At 43.3% G+C, this 19755-nt stretch carries 11 protein-coding genes, 1 tRNA gene and 3 pseudogenes; 7 read left to right on the forward strand and 8 right to left on the reverse strand.

Translation table 11 applies throughout. The annotated features are described in order from the left end of the window. Positions 1 to 96: 96 nt before the first annotated feature. Positions 97 to 1071, reverse strand: coding sequence for a RipA family octameric membrane protein (locus P9J57_RS18085; protein ID WP_483279330.1), 975 nt, complete (start codon positions 1069 to 1071; stop codon positions 97 to 99). A gap of 17 nt (positions 1072 to 1088) precedes the next feature. Beyond that, positions 1089 to 4616: an AAA domain-containing protein gene (locus tag P9J57_RS18090; RefSeq protein WP_483279331.1), complete on the reverse strand. Its 3528-nt coding sequence runs from the start codon at positions 4614 to 4616 to the stop codon at positions 1089 to 1091. Positions 4617 to 4963: 347 nt separating this feature from the next. Here P9J57_RS18090 and P9J57_RS18095 point away from each other — a divergent pair, with 347 nt between their 5' ends. The 4 genes and pseudogenes from P9J57_RS18095 (at position 4964) to P9J57_RS18110 (ending at position 8758) form a co-directional block, all read left to right on the forward strand. Continuing rightward, on the forward strand, positions 4964 to 6763 hold the full coding sequence (locus tag P9J57_RS18095) for a GmrSD restriction endonuclease domain-containing protein (protein ID WP_483279332.1): 1800 nt from the start codon (positions 4964 to 4966) through the stop codon (positions 6761 to 6763). Between the two features lie 194 nt (positions 6764 to 6957). Continuing rightward, positions 6958 to 7176: pseudogene (locus P9J57_RS18100) on the forward strand (transposase); the annotation flags it as partial. 80 nt (positions 7177 to 7256) lie between these two features. Next, a protein-coding gene (locus tag P9J57_RS18105) for an IS3 family transposase (RefSeq protein WP_483279333.1) occupies positions 7257 to 8368 on the forward strand; the annotation gives its coding sequence in 2 pieces (ribosomal slippage) (positions 7257 to 7518 and positions 7518 to 8368; 1113 coding nt in all). A gap of 78 nt (positions 8369 to 8446) precedes the next feature. Continuing rightward, a complete protein-coding gene (locus tag P9J57_RS18110) occupies positions 8447 to 8758 on the forward strand; it encodes a conjugal transfer protein TraD (protein WP_483279334.1) in 312 nt (103 codons plus the stop codon). Between the two features lie 617 nt (positions 8759 to 9375). Here P9J57_RS18110 and P9J57_RS18115 read toward each other — a convergent pair. The 6 genes and pseudogenes from P9J57_RS18115 to P9J57_RS18140 all read right to left on the reverse strand — a co-directional run bounded on the left by P9J57_RS18115 (position 9376) and on the right by P9J57_RS18140 (position 17405). Then, positions 9376 to 12285, reverse strand: a complete 2910-nt coding sequence (locus P9J57_RS18115) for a type III restriction-modification system endonuclease (RefSeq protein ID WP_483279335.1) — start codon at positions 12283 to 12285, stop codon at positions 9376 to 9378. A 2-nt stretch (positions 12286 to 12287) separates the two neighbouring features. Then, positions 12288 to 14222, reverse strand: a complete 1935-nt coding sequence (locus P9J57_RS18120; protein ID WP_483279336.1) for a DNA methyltransferase — start codon at positions 14220 to 14222, stop codon at positions 12288 to 12290. Positions 14223 to 14239: 17 nt separating this feature from the next. Then, positions 14240 to 14524, reverse strand: coding sequence for a hypothetical protein (locus P9J57_RS18125; protein WP_483279337.1), 285 nt, complete (start codon positions 14522 to 14524; stop codon positions 14240 to 14242). Between the two features lie 158 nt (positions 14525 to 14682). Further along, positions 14683 to 15866, reverse strand: a pseudogene (locus tag P9J57_RS18130) (tyrosine-type recombinase/integrase); the annotation flags it as partial. Between the two features lie 17 nt (positions 15867 to 15883). Further along, positions 15884 to 17004, reverse strand: a pseudogene (locus P9J57_RS18135) (IS3 family transposase). 316 nt (positions 17005 to 17320) lie between these two features. Next, positions 17321 to 17405 (reverse strand) — tRNA-Leu (locus P9J57_RS18140). Positions 17406 to 17636: 231 nt separating this feature from the next. On the opposite strand from P9J57_RS18140, the gene P9J57_RS18145 reads away from it, so the two are divergent. From P9J57_RS18145 to P9J57_RS18155, 3 genes are all read left to right on the forward strand, one after another. Then, positions 17637 to 18128, forward strand: coding sequence for a YjjA family protein (locus P9J57_RS18145; protein ID WP_019106731.1), 492 nt, complete (start codon positions 17637 to 17639; stop codon positions 18126 to 18128). A gap of 182 nt (positions 18129 to 18310) precedes the next feature. Continuing rightward, positions 18311 to 18946: a hypothetical protein gene (locus tag P9J57_RS18150; RefSeq protein WP_006121820.1), complete on the forward strand. Its 636-nt coding sequence runs from the start codon at positions 18311 to 18313 to the stop codon at positions 18944 to 18946. A gap of 12 nt (positions 18947 to 18958) precedes the next feature. Next, positions 18959 to 19627: a MarC family NAAT transporter gene (locus tag P9J57_RS18155; protein WP_014595200.1), complete on the forward strand. Its 669-nt coding sequence runs from the start codon at positions 18959 to 18961 to the stop codon at positions 19625 to 19627. Positions 19628 to 19755 lie beyond the last annotated feature (128 nt).

Genomic DNA, 19755 nt, shown 5'->3' on the forward strand with positions numbered 1-19755 from the left:
TGAATAAAAGATCAACAGCAATCATAAGTAGCCCCACTGTCAGCGCCCGATGAAGCAATTGAATAATCGTTTTTAATGGTATGCTTAACTCCCTCTCTAAACACTCAAGATACCTGAATCAAAAAAATAACCTAGCAGTGAAAACTTACCGAATAAGAAATACTCAATAGCACAGATAGATAAAATATAAACAACAACTCCAACAAATATTATTCTCAATATATTAGCCAGCCTTAAAAAAAAGAGCCTCGATAGTTTTAGCTTATCCACTGCACTTGCTTTATAACCAGTGATATAAACTTCAACATTTCTATTTTTAGAAGAGGTTATACAAGTTAAAAAAACAATCACTACAGTAACACCCAAAAAAAGCACAACCAGTACTCTCATTAACTTTTCTGAATCACCCTTGAAAATAGTCAATAATGAAAAAGACAAGACTAAAATCCAAAAAAAATATATCAAATAAAATAACGCCGTAATTACTTTAACAATCGACGATCTGTGAGATGAGTTGACCAAGTGAGTGGAATACAACCTTCCACTAAACAAAGGCTCAAGCATAACCACATGCATCTCCCAGTTTCTTTTCCAGTATTCCCCCCCTATTACCACCAGATTAGATAAGTATGTAAAAAAACCACCAAATAAAGATATTGTCACTATAGTCCACAATGTAGTCAAATCACCACTTTCAGAAGGGTTTCTGAAATAAGAAGTTGATACCACGCCTGCCAACGTTATAAAACCTGCAATTAGAGTAAGGCAAAATACAGCCCTCTTCCAAAATAGATCGAGTTCGATCTCTCTAATCCGGTGAGCTTTATCATATGCTTCCTTTAGAACTTGAAGATACTCATTATTTAACTTAAAACTTTCCCCTATCATGTCGCCTAGTAGCTCAGAAAAATATTTTCGATTGGATAAAATATAATCATTTAAAAAACTCATTCTAACAACCTCACTGTCTACTTTGTTTTTATTTCGTAGTTCAAAAATCCTTTCCTTAAAGCCCATAAATACCTCACGACATTTAGTTCTTTTAAAAACAACCCCATGAAAAATGCTCATCAGGAATCATCCATAAATCAGGAACTATACAATACTTGGCGTTGCTGCAAGTTTTTATAAATGGAATCAATTTCATTTTTTAGGTTATTTCCGTGATATACCATGGATGTATCATAACGTTGATATTTCTCATCACGAGATGCACTGAACCAGTTGAATGAACCGACACACAAGAGCTCTTCATCACCAATGACCACTTTACTGTGTATGCGGTCAACAAGTCTGGTTGATATACCGAACTCTTCTAGCTTTCCAAGAGCTTCATCAAGGCGCTGCCGTTTTTCTATCCGCTGTTCATAACTGGAAGCCTGGGTATTGAAACTCTTGTCCGTCACGACTGTGATATCAATTCCGCGAGAAAGAGCACGTTTCATTGATGCCAGAAATCCGGTTTCTTCCAGCTTATGCCAGATTAACCAAGGAGAGACAATCGTGATGCTCTTCCCGATTGAGTCAAACGTCTGGTTGAGAAAGGCATCATGCTCTTCTGCCCCGTGTAGGGTAGATATCTGTGTTTGAGCAGTGCTCAAATCTGGGCGTTTATTGAACTCAAACTGCAGCGCATTATTTGCGGACGCAAACAGGTATTTCGCCAGTAATCCTCTGGGCGAAGAGCCCGGCTGGATCTCGAAGAGGTCCATATCCCCAAAGACCAGAAAACTGTCCTTAGCCCGAGAAACGGCAACGTTCAGCATGCTGCTGTCACTATCAATAAATCCGCCATCTTCGTGCTTAGAATATACGGGTGAGAAAAGTACGATGGAGCGTTCTGCCCCTTGCAAAGCGTGCACAGTTCCAACCGTCAGGGAATTTTCATCACCACTACAATTAATATCCTGGTCACGTAATGATGACTTTATGGCATAAACCTGTGCAGAAAATGGTGTAACTACGCCCACCACTTTATGTAACGGTTCTCCATAATGCGCCTCGATATCCTCTTTGTGAGCAGCAAGCCAGGCCGCTATAGTTTCAGCCTCAAAGGCGTTATAGCGGCTTCCGCCGTTTGCTTTAACACCCTTGCCATCAATGTGGAGATAGCCCATCGCAGGAAAAATTGTCTCTTTTTCCTCGCCTCGTTTTGGCTGCAACTTACCGTGATAACAAAGAGCGTTACAGTAACCAATAATATTGTCGAAGCAACGGCGATGCTCATACAGGTACATTCCGCGGGCAAAGTCAGGATCGTACTTATAGCGTGAGTTAAACTGAGCCACTTTCATAACACTGCCTGATGCAGCACTTTTTCCTGACTCACTCATCAAGATATAGGCTTCAGTAAGCTCCTCTTGCGTACTGCCGTGAAGGATATTCTCCTCCATCATATTGCCTATATCGATACCTGGCAGGCTGTTCCAGATAGGGGCTATTTGTTCTGTATCACCAATTACCAAGGCTTTCTTCGCCAGAGCAAAAGACGCTGCGGCAACCTCAGGAAGTACCTGCCCGGCTTCATCAACAATGAGCAAATCGGCAAAATTGTATAAATAACTATACTCAAATTGGTCTCCACCGATAGGTTCTTTGACGCGCATATGTAAAGGAAGCATAAAGCAGGTCATAACTATGCAAGGGGTGAGCTTCATTCTGCGCTGCCAGCAAGCTTTAATTACCTTCGCCTCTCGAAGATCTTTCTCATTTTGGAGATTATCTATCTTGGCCATATCAATCAGCCAGCGGCCTTCCCAGTAATGGGTTGACAGCAAGAACGCAGGGAAACGGATCCCAGTATCCGCAAGCTCATCCGCTCTGGACAAGGTCACTTCATCTGAATCTGTGTGCCCCAATGAATATGTCAGCTCGCTCCAGCGCTGAGATGCTTCGTTTTCGCGTCTGAAGACGTCCAGAGCTAATTCGATTTCTTTTTGGAAACCCGCTTGTTCTTTTGATGATTGTGATATTAAACCCTCTATAAATGCGTCAATATCTACTGGCAGCGATCCCTTAAATGCCGTCATTTTTGCGCCAAACGCCTCATCTAAAAAGAGGTTCATTTGATAGTGACGTTTAGTACGAACGACAGGCAGCCAAGAGAAAAGCGCATATATGACAGACTCATTCGCACGATATTGCTGCCACCGCTTTTTACCTTGGTTCAAAAGCGCGACTTCATTCGTGCTGTTAAGCAGTAAGGCATTTTTATCTTGAATGTACTGGCCGAGATCTTCGCTGATGGCATCCCGCTCACGGCGAACCGCATTCAGCCTGTTCCATGCGAGTTCGATTTGCTTAAGCTGAGCAGTCATCTCAGTTAAATGCTTGTGCAAAATATCCACAACCAGCTCTGGCGAGCTACAGTCTTCGTTTGGAAACGCCGCTTTTGCCTTCTCCAGATAGAAAACTCGTGCGTCTTCAACATATTCGAGGGATTCGATACGATTAAAAAAATCTTCCGTCTGGTATTTTTTTTCTGCGTCGGCTCTTTGAGTTGAAGACGGATAAAACGCGCCAAAGCTGATCACATCGGGCAACCAACGCCCCTCCATTGCCCCGGTACCAGAACCAAAATCTTTACCGAACGCTTCAATGATGTTGGTCACAGCCTGGTTATTGGTTGACGTAGCAATGACTACAGGCGGTTCACTCTTATTAAGCGCAGCCCTGGCCCATTCGGTAGCAATAATGGAAAGCATCAGCGTAGTCTTACCGGTTCCGGGAGGGCCGTTCACAGCGAGCATATCACCTGGTTGCTGAGTCAGATAATGGCTAAGAGCATCACGTTGTGCCACCGCCAGCGGAAATGTATCTCCGGAATGCCCAAGTCGTTCACAGAACATGGCGTTGTCAGGCAGAAGTGATTCTAAGGGAGGCATGTCATGAGACGCAAAGCGCGATAGCAACGGTACTTCTTTTTTGCTCACCAGCAGATGATCGTACATAGGCAGTATATGTATGCTTGCCCCACCAACTCGTTTGGCTTTGATTACATAACCATATTCTGCAAGTTCATATTGCTCGTGGGATTCAATCCATTCTTTAGCGACGTTTTTAAGAAGATCTTCTGACTCTTTAAGATATGTTTCCCAGCGTTTTTTGTATCTTTCATATCGTTTTTCACGCTGCTCATCCGTTTCCACGTGGCGCTCATGCTCATCATCCACACCAAATGAAGTTGAGTCATGTGTCGTTCTGTATTTGTCATAATGAGTTATCTCACCAATCGAAAAAATGCCTTTGGGAAGTGGCTCAAGCAAGTCTCGCGGTATAGTCGTAGGCGCGTTGGGAAACAAAAAACCTTCGCGGTTCATAAGAGCGGATGTTACCAATGGCGTGACGAACACTGGTGCGCCTGCAGTCCGCTTTTTGCCATGCTTCAAAAGACGGATGTAGACACGAGGCCGTAAAAGCACCTCTACAATTTTAATATTTTCACCTTCACTTTTAAAAAATGAGCGGACTATCTCGTCTTTAAGCCTCCCTGAGGCTATGTCCGTCCATTTTGTGAATGAACCTACATCTTTACTGGAAAACGCCCCTTTACCCGACTCTGCATCAGCCAGTGAGTTACGCCAGTATGAAGTGAATCCCTTAGTGTTACTGTCCATCCCGCATCCCGCAACTTAAGTCAAATTATTGATTTGGAAGATATAAACCCAGCTTATGATTAAGTATTGTCCACGATACGGGAGAGAGTGCAATGGTTTGCTTGCCTTAAAGAGCTACTGAATGTAATAAGCGTAATTATTGCATCCTAAATGCAAAAACTTATTTAAAGTTCTGGTGGTTTCAGTTACACGTGCGAGGTTATAAAATTTATAATTAATAAAAACAGTATTTAATTCAAATTATTAACATATTTAGCTGCAGAACCTCATTCTGAAGCAAGAACGGTGCAAACAGTCTTTCACCACTGTATAGTTAATAAAAATAATCACTGCGCAAGGATGTGAAAATGTCAACATTTGATAGTACTAAGCTTCCGCTTAAGGATCTTCTAAAAGATATCGTTGAGGGGAAAATCCAGTTACCGGATTTTCAACGGGGTTGGGTTTGGGATGATGAGCATGTTCGTAGCTTACTCGTCAGCCTTGGTCGTTCATTCCCTGTAGGCGCAGTGATGCTTTTAGAAACAGGAGGTGAAGTACGTTTTCAGGTTAGACCGATAGAAAATGTTCCCTCCTTAGGTTTGCCTTCGCCAGAAAAACTCATTCTTGATGGACAACAAAGACTAACAACATTAACTCAAGTACTGAAACTACAGGGGCCGGTGAAAACAACGACGGACAAAGGGAAACCAATCAATCGGTATTACTATATTCACATACCCACAGCTCTTGCAGGCCCGGATAGGCTGGATGACGCAATCATAGCCACTGATGCTAATCGTCAAATACGTAGCGATTTTGGTCGAAAAGTGGATCTTGATCTTTCCAATCGAGAACTTGAGTGTCAAGAGCTCTATTTTCCATGCTCGGAAATTCTTGAAGCAATGACTTGGTTACAAGATCTTTACACTTACAATATTGAAGCTGTTCCTCAGTTCTTCAAATTCAAAACGCAGGTACTGGATGCTTACAATGATTATCAGATTCCCTTAATTGTTTTGAAAAAAGATACCACCAAAGAAGCCGTGTGCCTCGTATTTGAAAAGGTTAACACTGGAGGCGTCCCTCTTTCTGTATTCGAACTTGTCACCGCCAGCTATGCAGCTGATAGCTACAATCTTCGTGATGACTGGTATGGCAGTGAGTACAGAGGCGTTACTTCACGCAAACAGCGTCTTTCACAAGAAAATGTTTTAAGTGGTTTAGAAAGTACAGATTTTCTTCAAGCCATCACCATGCTGCACACATTGGGAAAACGCAAAGCTGATATAGCTGTGGGTAAAGCGGGTAAACAGTTATCCCCAGTAAGTGCGAAACGAGCTTCTGTTCTTGAGCTTCCTTTAGAGGCTTATAAAAACTGGGCCGACATTGTAGAAAATGGATTTAATTGTGCAGCTAAATTCCTTCGCCAGGAATGTTTTAGTTCCCAACGTGAATTGCCTTACCGCACCCAGATTGCTCCTCTGGCAGCTGTAATGACTATTATTTGCAGCAAAGACGAAGAACGTTGGAGAGAGCCGCAAATTCATCAGAAAATTGCAAAATGGTTCTGGTGCGGCGTGCTTGGTGAACTTTATGGTGGTGCGGTAGAAACGCGTATTGCTAACGATGTTGAAGAACTGCTTGGCTGGATTGATGGAAATGGAGATATTCCACGCACCATTAACGATGCCAATTTCCAGATTGATCGTCTGGAATCATTAACATCAAGACTAAGCGCTGCTTATAAAGGCATTAATGTACTCGTACTTCGCGATGGTGCACACGACCTCTTCTGGAAATCCCGCATTCGAGACTTGGAAAGTGACGAGGTTTCATTAGATATTCATCATATTTTCCCGAAAGATTGGTGCGAAAAAAATGGAATACCAAGACGTCGGTACGATTCAATTATTAACAAAACACCTATTTCTTATAAAGCAAACAGGATGATTGGGGGTTCTGCTCCATCAGTTTATCTAAATTCATTGCAGTCACATCCTCAAGTACAGCTTGAGGACGTTTCAATGAATGCTATTTTAAGAAGTCATCATATTCCTGTAGAACCCCTGCGCGCTGACGATTTTGAAGCATTTTACGAGCAGAGACAAAAAGAATTACTTGAATTGATTGAGAGAGCGATGGGTAAGACTTTAAATCCGATTTAACTAATAGCAGCACCTCTCAAGGTGACATTTCATATTATTCAACTTGATACGTTGAAGGTGCTGCTGAAAAATTCTGCTACCGCCAATTTTATGATCTATTCATGATATTAGATACAACGATCAGTGACCTGCTCCTCCTCGATTAATACACCACGATGTCAGTAGTGTCTTCATCAGCCATATGAGGACATCCCATGAAGAAGCGTTTTTCTGACGAACAGATTATCAGTATTCTCCGCGAGGCCGGGGCTGGCATTTCCGCCCATAAGCACGCCATTTCAGACGCTACCTTCTACACCTGACGTAAGAATTTTGGTGGCATGGAAATCACTGAGGGAAAACGGCTTAAGTCACCTGAAGAGGAGAACGTCCGAATCAGGAAGCGGCTTGCCGAAGCCATGCTGGATAAGGAGGTGTAAGTATCCCGCTTAAACGAACCATTCACTTTTAGAGATCTTCCGACATACTGATTATGTCCTGTGAGGAGATCACCATGCGTAAAGCCCGATTCACCGAACACCAGATCATTGCCGTTCTGAAGTCCGTCGAAGCCGGACGTACCGTTAAGGATGTCTGCCGTAAAGCCGGTATCTCTGAAGCCAGCTATTACAACTGGAAAGCGAAGTTTGGCGGTATGGAAGCCTCTGATATAAAAAAGATGAAAGACCTGGAGGATGAAAACCGTCGCCTCAAACAGATGTTTGCTGATCTCAGCCTTGAATGCCGGGCACTTAAAGAAGTCATCGAAAAAAAGCTTTAAAACCAGCGATAAAGCGTGAGCTCGTCGGTTACCTGACTGCGCAATTTACCATGAGCATTCGCCAGGCCTGCAGGACGTTATCGCTGAGCAGGACGGTCTGTTTTTACCAGCCCGATACCCGGCGTGATGAACCGGTGATCCAGGTGCTGACTGAGCTGGCAGAGCGCTACCCGCGATACGGCTTCAAAAAGCTGTTCCAGCTGCTGCGCAGGCAGGGTAACACCTGGAACCATAAACGCGTTCACCGGATTTACTGCCTGCTGAAACTGAATTTTCGTCGCAAGGGAAAACAGCGTTTACCCGCGCGTAACCCGGCGCGACTGGCTACGCCGGAAGCGCTTAACCAGAGCTGGTCCATCGATTTTATGCATGATGCGCTGGTCTGCGGCAGACGCTTCCGGACCTTTAATGTGGTTGATGACTTTAACCGCGAGGCCCTCGCCATAGAAATTGATCTGAATATCCTGGCACAGCGGGTGGTCAGGGTGCTGGACAGAATCGTGGCAAACCGGGGTTATCCACTGAAACTGCGGATGGACAACGGACCAGAACTGGTCTCACTGACGCTGGCACAGTGGGCTGAAGAGCATAGAGTGATGCTGGAATTTACCAAGCCGGGAAAACCAACGCAGAACGCCTTTATCGAACGGTTTAACCGGACGTACCGAACAGAAATCCTGGATTTTTACCTGTTCAGAACGCTGAATGAAGCTCGGGAAATCACAAGTCGCTGGCTGATGGAATACAACAGCGAGCGGCCTCATGAATCCCTGAATAACCTGACGCCGGAGGAGTACCGGCTGATGGCCGAAAAACCGGAAACCTCAAAAAGTGCGTGGAACTAAAACGGGTGTGCTTACAGTTTGACCTTTTCCTTTTTTAATTGTATTTCATGTTTTTTAAAACTAAAAGGAAAAGTAATTATGGATACGGGTGATAAAAACAGAAAACAAAGAACAGAAAAAAACATTAAGCAAAAAATAGCATCAGCGCAGATGCATTTGAATCGTCTCAAGACCAAAGAGAAATCTTTATTCAAGAGTGCTGAGACACGCTTGAAGAGCATCCTTGGTGCTGAAGTAGCTAAAGCTGTGGGCTGTAAAGTAGAAGAGGTGGATAAAGAGTTAATATTAGGACTGATATTACAACTATCGAATATTAGCATTGAAGATAAAGCAAGATTAAAATTACGAGGAAAAAGGTTTCTTAAAGATATGATTGGGAGGCAGAAGTGAAGTATCTATAGCCGTGAGAAACTTCTATATAACTTAATGTTTTATCTTGACACCTATAACCTTATAATATATTTAAATGGTAGATGTTTTATCCTGTGTTGATGTTCCGAGTGCCCTAATAAGCTGTGATCCGAACGATCCAGAGTGAATAGGATAGAAAATAAAAATGCAATTATCTATCTCTAGCTCTTTTATAGGAAACAGCAACGGGGAAAGGAGTGTCAGCTAATAGCAGCCTATAAAAATGCTCTCTGGTTGTTATATACCATATTTTGACATTAAGAAATATACCATGAGATATAAAAAGATAAGATATCAGGAACTTGGTTTGATCCCATAATTATTTACGGAGGATTAAATTTATTTTTGATTGATGGATGTGAATATATTCTTAAAATATATTTGACAATCTGCATTTAACATTATATTTAATAAGGGTTCCTTGAGAATATTCACTTCATGAAGTGTCTGATTGCCCCATATATGGGGAGTAGTGTACAGCCCAATGGGCTGATTGATTTACCCCAAGTGTGGGGATGTGTATTCTCTCTAATGAAGAGTTCCCTTTAGGGGAAAACGAAAGGGCCGTAAGGCCCTTTTCCATTTATAAAATGTTATCATCCAACTTTTTTTATCAGTTCAGCTATTCTGTCTGCAGAAAATTGTGTTCTAAACTCGACTTTGACAGATTTACTTATTTGACTGAATAGTGCTTGTGCATGTTTTATCTTACGTTCTTCTTCAAGTCTTAAACTATCCTTCCCATCTACATTTTTTGTTTCGATAATAAAGTTTAAATAATCACCTTTTTTTGTTTTGACAACATATGCAAAGTCAGGGGAGTACGTATATCCACCTGCTACCGGGATCTTAATGGAATTCTTCGGTATCTTTGTAAAAACAGCTACAGACTGAATCTCTCCATCTGTTATGTTGAGCTTTTCAAGCTCTGAGTCATAAAAGACTTCTTCAAAAAGATAAGAATCCAACGGTGGTTTTGTGTTGTCATTCAATATACCAAGATCACTTGATAATACCTCACTCACAGGCTCACCGTCTGCATTAGTGAACTTTGTAGGATGAATTGAACCTGAAATCACATTATATCCAAGACTGAATTTGTTAAATGAATTGTTCAACAAATACTTGCTAAAACCAGACTTAATCTTTCTGATTGTTTGAATGTTAAGGTATTCAGTGATATTGATAGTGTTTTTTATATCACAAAAAACCTTATGTAAGGTATCGTGTTTGGCAAAAATAGTTTGTGATAAGTTATCAAGAAATTCCCGATAGCTCATTGTGTTTAGTTTAGCAAAGTTATCATCATCACTAAAAATGCTTTTCGACATTGCCGTATCATTATAGATGTAAATTTTATCAATGCGAGTATGAACGCCTGATTTAGTAAATCTTTCTGTTTCTTCGAGCATGAATGACTTGAAAATAGATAAGAATTCATTTTCGCTGTTTATTTTATACTCAATCACTGCTTTTTGATTGATCAAATCCCATAGTTCTTTTAGCTCACTGAACTTACCAACACGCATTTTAGTGCGTCTTTTTCCATCAGTGGCTTTTTTGATTTTGCTTGGTTTCACTCCTGTAGGGAACGCTGCCGGATATTTGGCTTTTAAGCGGCTATATGCATCTGAATCTTTGAAGTTGTCATTATCATCAATGATCTCATCATCAAAAATTTCATTCATGAGTGTTCTGGATGAAAGCTCAGGATACTGAGATAGGATTTTATCCTTAAGTTCTTGAGTAAACTTACTTGGAACAGTTTCTTTGAAAGAACTATCGTTAACCTCTTTGACAAGAGAATCGACAAAATCTTTTTCTGTAAAATCAACATAATAGTTGAGAGTAAAATTGCGGTCTTTCACACGACACATGTATTCATTCACCGGAAGACGTAATCCACGACCTACCTCTTGGAGTTTAGATGTGGTGCTACCGCTCGAACGGAGCTTACAAATCTGAAAGACATTTGGGTTATCCCACCCCTCACGCAACGTCCATTTAGAAAAAATGAAACGGCGAGGATTTTCTAAAGATAATAGAAGCTCTTTGTCATGAAGGATTTCGTTGATTTCCTGCTCAATTTTATCATCTTTATCACTGTTATCTTTTGAAAAATAACCACCATGAACAGAAGATATACCCTTAACAGTTTTTTCAAGGTAGTTTCTATAAAACTCATCTTTCTCTGTTTTTAACAGCTCATTAGCTTCTGCCAAAACGTATTCTTCGAACTTAGTTTTCAGGCTTCCGGCAATATCATTACCATCTCGATAGCCTTCAATTTCATCAATGAAGAAAAGAGTAAGAGGCTTTATGCGTGGCCTTTGTGTCAGATACTCTTTTTCTAACTTAAAGTGTTCTTTGACAGCTTTACGCATCATGTTATCAGCAAGTGTCTGATCGTAAGAATAGGGGTTTATCGAGCTACCAATTTTTAACTCAATACCATTACTCAACACTGCTGTATTCTTGTTTAAAGCATCAAGAGTTAAATCATGGATCGCACTATGCGTCTTAGATAGTGATTCACCTTTGGCTAACTTAAACGTTTTTTTATTGCTATTTTCATTCAGTTCAAATGTAGCTTCTTTTCCGTCAGATTTGATGAACTTGAGATTGGCATTACCATCACCAACAATATCCTCAATGTATGCATCAATACCTTTAACAAGATCTTCATTGAATGCATCCACGGCTGTAAGACGATAAACTAAGTTCTTGTAGCCCTCACTAAAGGTTGCACCATAACGAACAATATATTGAGCGTTAAATTTCTCAATATTTTCCCATGTTTTTTTACCTGTAGAGAATTTATGAGGTTCATCAATGATAATGAATGGTTTAACCGCACTAAGAGCAGAAAATGGCGTATCAAATTGATTATCAAGCAAACCAACATCATAAGTGTCAGTTAAAGACTTTGAGTTAATCATCCCTGAGTTGATCACAAGAACGTGTATATATTTCTTATTGAAATTACTTGCTTCTACAAAATCATGGATAGCTTGAGGCATGTATGATTTTGTATTTTTACCAGAACTTTTCTGACTTTCAACAACGTAAGTTTTTAGTTCACGCTCGTAATCATCTCGAAAGTGTTCTTTTAAAGCATCACTTTTTAAAAAGTTAACGGTTCCGGCTTTGATCGATAGAGTCGGAACAATGATGATAAACTTGTTAATGCCAAATGATTTGTTCAGGTCAAAAATTGTTTTGGTGTAAGTATAAGTTTTACCTGTACCTGTCTCCATTGAAACATCAATTACGTTACTTTTAGCATCGTAATTATCTTTTGAGTGCTCAATACCATTGAACTCCTGAACATTTTTTATGTTGTTGTAGTATTGTTGTTCAGATAGATTCAGTTCTGGATTAGCTAACAGGCGAATAGCAACATGATCCGTCTGATGAGGTATGGCGGATACAAAGACATTCATCACCGAATCAACGCCAGCCTTTTGATGAGGTAAATTTTTTTCGAATGTGAACCCTTTAGACATGATTAGTTCCTTACCACCAAATCTAAATCAATAGATTTTTTATTAGCATAACTTTTAAGTGCTTCATTGAGTTCCATCTGTTTCGCACTTTCGAAGTTGCTGCCATAAAATACAACTTTGTTAGGGGCAAAGTCTTTGTCTGCATCCAACTTTTGAAGTAAAGCTTTCAGTGCTTCGCTAGTGAAATTAGGCGCAATCAGATACAGACAACCATCGCACAAGTGCGCTTTGTAGCCATTAAGATTAATATCTTCAATTGGCGTTGTTAAAAAGCTACCATCATATACACACCATGTAGTCAATAGGGTATCATACTGTTCAGGTGTCAATACAGCATCGTCAAAGAAGCTAAGATTAGACAGCGTAAGTTCAGACTCATTTTTTGCTCGAAAATCAGTCATTAGTTGATATACCTTAAAACCTTGATTTCCGTTATTTTTAGAAGCTCTAATTAACCGTTCTTTTGTTAAGTCAAAAATTGTTTTATAGCCATGCTTCAAAGCATCAGATTTGTCTTTTGTTGGCTCATCTAGTTGAACTGTAATAAACTGATACGATGTTTTATTTTTATGATTTAAATTAAATACTGTATGTGCTGTAGTTCCTGAACCAGCAAAGAAATCTAAAACAACACCTTCTCCATCACATGCAAAAGAGATTAAATCTTCTACTAGTTTTATTGTTTTAGCATTTGTAAATGGTTGAGTCATTTCAGGAAATAACTCTTTGAGTTCATTCGTTGCTGTACGCCCATCAAGATTAATAACAGAGCTTAATTTTTGTTTATAATCTTTGGCATAAACCTTTAACTCTATAATTTTGTTTTCATCATCACCGAAGATAATTTTTTCTTCTGATAGAAGCCGATCCATTGTCTCTGATGGAAAACGATATCCCATAAGAGGTTGTTTACATGGTTTTTTAGTTTCTGGATGTAACACATCATACCTGTACCCCTCTTTTCCGGGGTTGTGTACACTCTGGCTACCAGTATAGACACCATCTTTATCTATATATTTGTATCGGTCAAGAGGCCATAATTCAGATTTATGTTCACGATACCATTGGGTATATTTTTCCTTAAGTTCATTACCCGAATATTTTGATGTAAATTCTTCACCTATGTTGATAAGTAAATTCTTAACATCTGAAATGTTAGACTTCCACTCACTTTCAAGCTGCTCTTTGTTTTTTGCGTAAACAATAATATATTCATGCTCTACAGCTATGTTTGACGGATTATTATCAGTTGCATTTTTCCACACAATATCTCCAACATAATTTTGCTCACCAAAAATCTCATCACAAACAAGTTTTAATTGACCGAACTCATTATGATCGATAGAGATAAAAATAGTCCCATCTTCTTTCATTAGTTCACGAGCAATATAAAGACGAGGATAAATGAATGTTAGCCATGCACTATGGCTACTTGAACCTTTGACAGTAAAATCGAGGATACGGGCAGCTTCATCAAGATCGATACCTGCAAGTGCAGAAAGCTGTTCAGGTGTAAACTTGCGATCATCGTTATAGGCGAATCCATCCTTACCAGTATTGTATGGAGGATCAATGTAAATCATCTTCACCTTTTCAGCATAAGCATTAACCATATGCTTCAATACTTCGAGGTTATCCCCTTTGATCAACAGATTCTGACTGTTCTTGTTCTCTTCAAGTTGGTTATGGTCTTTATCTTCAGTGAGCAACGTCTTCGGTGGTAGGTTAGCCAACAGCCGGGCATAGGACTTACCCAGCCAGTTTAAGCTGTATGATTCTTTAGAGATTTCAACATCTGATGATTTGACGATCTCAAGCAGCTTTTCTTGAATAAACGCCCCATTTTTATCAAAACACTGTGGGAAGTTAGCTTTTAAAACAGAAAGTTGTTTACTATTTGCGGTTTCAACTTCTGAAAAAATCGTTTCTCTTTGCATATCTATTTTAAACCTGATTATTTAGCGTTCGATTTGGTGGTATTTTTGATTGAAGCTTCACTTAGGCCTATGCGTAGTAGTTCTGCCGCCGCGCCATCTATGCTTTTGAAGACTCGTGCTTCATAAGGCTGTCTGGAGCTACATAAGACTAATGGCTTACCCTTCCACTCTGAACCATTAAAAATCACGGTATACTCGCCTTTAGAACCTTCTATTGTTGCTCTATCAAGTAGACCTGATTTGACTCTTTCCTTAGCCATCGAGCTAAGGATGAAATTTCCACCATCAAGACCTGATATCATGGTTATTCCTCGGTATTTAATACTGCTACGATATCAAATATTGCTAAAAAAATCATAATAGAATGATGTAGTAGCCATCAACCAGTGATAGCTATTCAAACATCTTCAAAACAAAGGGTTACAAGATATTATGTGATGGTTAATCAAACTCAAAACGATCACCTGTGGGCAAACTCAAACGGCCTGACCGCTCTTTCTCGATTGGCATCAAGATAGTCAGCCCACCACTGAAGCATTAGCCTCCGCTCATCGAGATGTTCAGCAAGATGGATGTAAGCAGCGCGAACGTTATTACGCTCCTGATGGCTCATCTGACGCTCAACAGCATCTTTTGACCATAAGCCGGATTCGATCAAGGCACTACAGGCCATCGCCCTAAACCAGTGTCCGCAAACTTCCGTTTTAGTGTCATAGCCCATTGAGCGAAGAGCCTTGTTAACAGTATTCTCGCTCATCGGCCTATCCTGCTGATGATCGCCGATGAAGACCAACTCGTAATTCCCACTGATTTGTTTTATATCTTTCAACACTTCCAGTGCCTGACGGCTTAGAGGAACGAGGTGAGGGCTACGCATCTTAGAACCATGATGTGAGTGCTTTACGCCCTTCAGAGGTTCTCATTCTGCAGGTATCGTCCAAAGCGCATTTTTAAAATCGATTATTCCCATCTTGCAAAACGCAGTTCACTTGAACGTATGAATACCAGCAGTGTTAGTTTCACTGAAAATTGAGTCAACTTTCGACCTTTAAAGCATTCGATACGATCAAGCAATTCGGGAAGACGTTCGAAATCAAGCGCTGGGCGGTGCACTCGTTTAGCTACAGCTATTGCGCCAGCCATATCTTGGGCTGGATTATAATCAAGTAGACCATTTTGTACGGCAAAACGTAGGATTGCGGTCGTTCGCTGTTGAAGACGCGAAGCTACTTCATATCGCCCACTCGCCTCTACTACCTTAATTGGAGCGAGTAGATCCCGAGTCTTCAGCTCCGAAATCTTACGTTTACCTAACGCAGAGAAAAGATTATCCACTAAGCTTTTAAGCACCCGCTCACTATGGGACTTAGACCATTTTTTGCTACAGGAAGCATGCCAATCTCTTGCTACAGCCTCAAAGGTTAATGCTCCGCTTTCTTCAATCTTGTCCTCTTTTTTCTTTTGAGAGGGATCGATACCATCAGATACCAGTTTCTTCGCGGCATCGCGCCTCTTACGAGCCTCTGCCAATGAAACCATTGGATAAACCCCTAACGCCAGCATCTTCTGTTTGCCACTAAAACGATATTGAAGACGCCAGTATTTTGAGCCATTGGGGTTAACCAACAGGTGTGACCAGCCCCCAGTATTAGATACAACCTTCAGTTAGTAATGTCGGTGGGTTTTTCTTCATGTTTCCCGTTTCGCCAGCCTGCTGCAAATTCAGATGGCGTCTGATAATTCAGCGATGAATGAGGTCTGGACTCGTTATAGTCCTGCCGCCAGTCATTAATGATTTTCCGGGCATGAAGAACATCGCTGAACCAGTGCTCATTCAGGCATTCATCCCGAAAGCGACCGTTAAAACTCTCAATAAATCCGTTTTTAGTTGGTTTGCCTGGCTGAATTAAGCGCAGCTAAACACTATGTTCAAAGGCCCATTGATCCAGCGCGCGGCAGATAAATTCCGGGCCCTGATCGGTTCTTATCGTCGCAGGATATCCACGAAACAGCGCAATGCTGTCCAGAATACGCGCGACCTGAACACCTGAAATCCCGAAAGCGGCGGTGATCGTCAGAAACTCTTTCGTGAAATCATCCACAAAGGTCAGGCACTTAATCCGGCGGCCGCTGGCAAATGCATCCATGACAAAATCCATTGACCATTTCATGTTCGGCGCATCCGGGCGAAGAAGCGGAAGCCGTTCAGTCGCCAGACCCTTACGGCGGCGCCTGCGTTTTACACACAGACCGTTAAGGTGATAGATGCGGTAAACCCGCTTGTGGTTGACGTGAAGGCCCTCCCGGCGCAATAACTGCCAGATCCGCCGGTAACCAAATCGCCGGCGTTCAAATGCCAGCTCTGTGATCCGTAGAGACAGTTGCGCGTCAGCAGCCGGACGCTGGGCCGAATAACGGCAGGTTGAAAGTGACAGATCAGCCAGACTGCAGGCACGGCGTTGCGACAGACCCATTGCCTCACACATGACCTCCACGGCTTCCCGCTTCTGGTCTGTCGTCAGTACTTTCGTCCCAGAGCCACCTGAAGTGCCTCCTTATTCAGCATGGCTTCGGTAATTAGCTTCTTGAGGCGGGCGTTCTCCTCTTCAAGCGACTTGAGCCGCTTCACTTCGGGAACTTCCATGCCACCGAACTTCTTGCGCCAGGAGTAAAAGGTGGCATCTGAAATGGCATGCTTGCGGCAGAGTTCCCGGGCCGAAACCCCGGCTTCTGCCTCGCGGAGAATACTGATGATCTGTTCGTCGGAAAATCGCTTCTTCATGGGGATGTCCTCATGTGGCTTATGAAGACATTACTAACATCACGGTGTATTAATCAACGGGGAGCAGGTCAGCTTAGCCGAACGAACCTTAACATCACTCAGAGCCATGATAAGTATTCTTTCAAGGGCCTTGTGTGGGAAAAAACATTATCGAACCGCGATACACCCACAGTCATACCCACATAAGTAAGTTGATGTGAATTAAATCAGGTTGGCCCAGGGTAAGGAAAAACTTGAAAAATCTTGCGGATACTGGATTTCAGATACAAAAAAAGCCGCCCTCAGGCAGCTTCTTAGTCCAACAACTCACTTCACTTGGTGCCGAAGGCCGGACTCGAACCGGCACATCTTTCGATGGTTGATTTTGAATCAACTGCGTCTACCGATTTCGCCACTTCGGCACTGAAGAGGATGCGGAAAACGTTGAGGATTATACCGTTACGTGCCCAGCAAGCAACCCAATTCCGCTGTGATGTGCGCTAAGCGGCGAAAAAACACACGGAACCCAGTAAACCCGCGCTGTCCCGCTGCCAGAATCCTCCCAAACCGCCTCCCGCTCGCCATTTCATCGGAACTTTCTCATCCCCACCGCCTCTTAACAGCACGAAGCATAAAACCCAACCGAGGTCGAAATGAAAAAGCGCCATATCGCCTGCGCCCTGGCAGCACTGCTGCTGGCGGGCAATGCGTCAGCCGCAAGCTGGCAGGATCAACTCAGCAGTGCCGCCAACCAGCTGAGCCAGCAGAACAACGGTGCAACAGGTCAGCAGAACGGCGGGCTGTCGATGTCCTCCATTACCAGCTTGCTGAACAGCAACGACAAAGCCATGAGCGCCAATAGCATGACCAATGCCGCAGGAGTGATGCAGTACTGCGTGGAGCACAACGTGGTGAAAAACAACGTGCAGTCGGTAAAAGATCAGGTGCTGAGCAAGCTGGGCCTGAATACCACCGCCGCGCAGGAGCAAAAACCGGATTACACCCAGGGCGTGGCCGGGCTGCTGAACACCGGCAATGGCCAGCAACTGAACCTGCAAAGCCTCAGCAACTCGCCGATGGGCGAGAAGCTCAAAACCAAAGCCTGTGACGTGGTGCTGAAACAGGGTAAAAACTTTATCTCCTGACAGCCGCCTGCCAGCCCCGCGCTGGCAGGTTTATCGCCCCTTCTTACCCGCTTTTTTACCGCCAGTCAGTCCCCCGCCCGCTGTCTGCATCACCTTGTATCGCAACATGTTAAGTCATAAGTTTTCCTTCCTAATGCGTTGGGCGCTATAGTGATGTTTTGGATTTGAACAGGACAGCACGCATGAAAGGTATCAACATCGCAATTTACTTCGATCCAGACCTGATCACAGCCTGCGTAAATGCGTCAGAAGGGAGCTATGTAAACAAAAAGTTCGAGTACGACGATGGGGTGATCGAAGAGATCTACCAGTGGCTCGAAGAGTACGATCCCAACCGCACGCATATCTGTCTGATTGAAAACGAAAGCGCCGAGCTGCTGGCCGACGAGCTGGTGGATAACGGTTATCACGTCCATCAGGTGACCATCCACCAGCTGCTGACCTGGTTCGCCGCCGAACCGCCCAAGTCACCGGATGGCACGCCGATGCGCCTGATGCTGCGCTATATGGCAGAAGAACATCCGCGCGAATATGAATCCCGCACGCCGCAGACCGAAGCGTTGATGGAGATGTTCGACGAGCTGGACGCGCTGGAGATGGTGGAAGATAACGAAGACGAAGATAACCTGCCCGCCGACCTGCTGCGCAGCATGAAAAAGCACAAAATCAGCGCCAGCGATGCGGCACAGCGCCTGATCCCGGACGTGAACGAACGTATCCGCGAGCACCTGATGCAGTACCCGGAGCTGATGACGCCGGAGATCCTGCAAGACTTCTTCCCGGAGCTGCTGGAAGCGCTGGAACGTCCTAAACACTAAACGGGATAAGGCATGCTGGAGTTAATCAAAGCAATTGGGTTAGGGCTGGTGGTGATCCTGCCGCTCGCCAACCCGCTCACCACCGTGGCGCTGTTTTTGGGCCTGGCCGGTGAGATGAATTTTCAGGAGCGCAACCGCCAGGCGCTGCAGGCGAGCATCTATGTGTTCGCCATCATGATGGTGGCCTGGTACGCAGGCAGCGCGGTGCTGCACACTTTCGGTATCTCCATTCCGGGGCTGCGCATCGCAGGCGGGCTGATCGTGGCGTTTATTGGTTTTCGGATGCTGTTTCCGGCGAAGCCGGTGGGCCATTCGGTCGAAGCCAAACACAAGCACGATGAGCTGGAAACCGCGCAGGAACCGGTGAACATCGCCTTTGTGCCGCTGGCGATGCCGAGCACGGCGGGACCAGGGACGATCGCGATGATCATCTCCTCGGCCTCTACCGTGCGCAGCGGGGTGGATTTCCCTGCCTGGGTACTGAACGTCGCGCCGGTGCTGACATTCCTGGTAGTGAGCGTGATTTTATGGATTTCCCTGCGCAGTTCAGGGGCGATCATGCGCCTGGTGGGTAAAGGCGGCATCGAGGCGATCTCGCGTCTGATGGGCTTTCTGCTGGTCTGCATGGGCGTCCAGTTCATTATCAACGGCGTGCTGGAAGTCATTCACGATTTTCACTGACTGCCTGAGCCGCCCGCCTCAGGGCGGCCTGTCACCTAAGGCAAATCGGCTAAGACGAAACTGGCATAGCTCAGAACAAACCGGCATTTTGACCTGCTCTGGCGCGGGTTACAGTAGGGTTATCAATC

It is taken from the genome of Pantoea sp. nfd-35 (assembly GCF_056892255.1).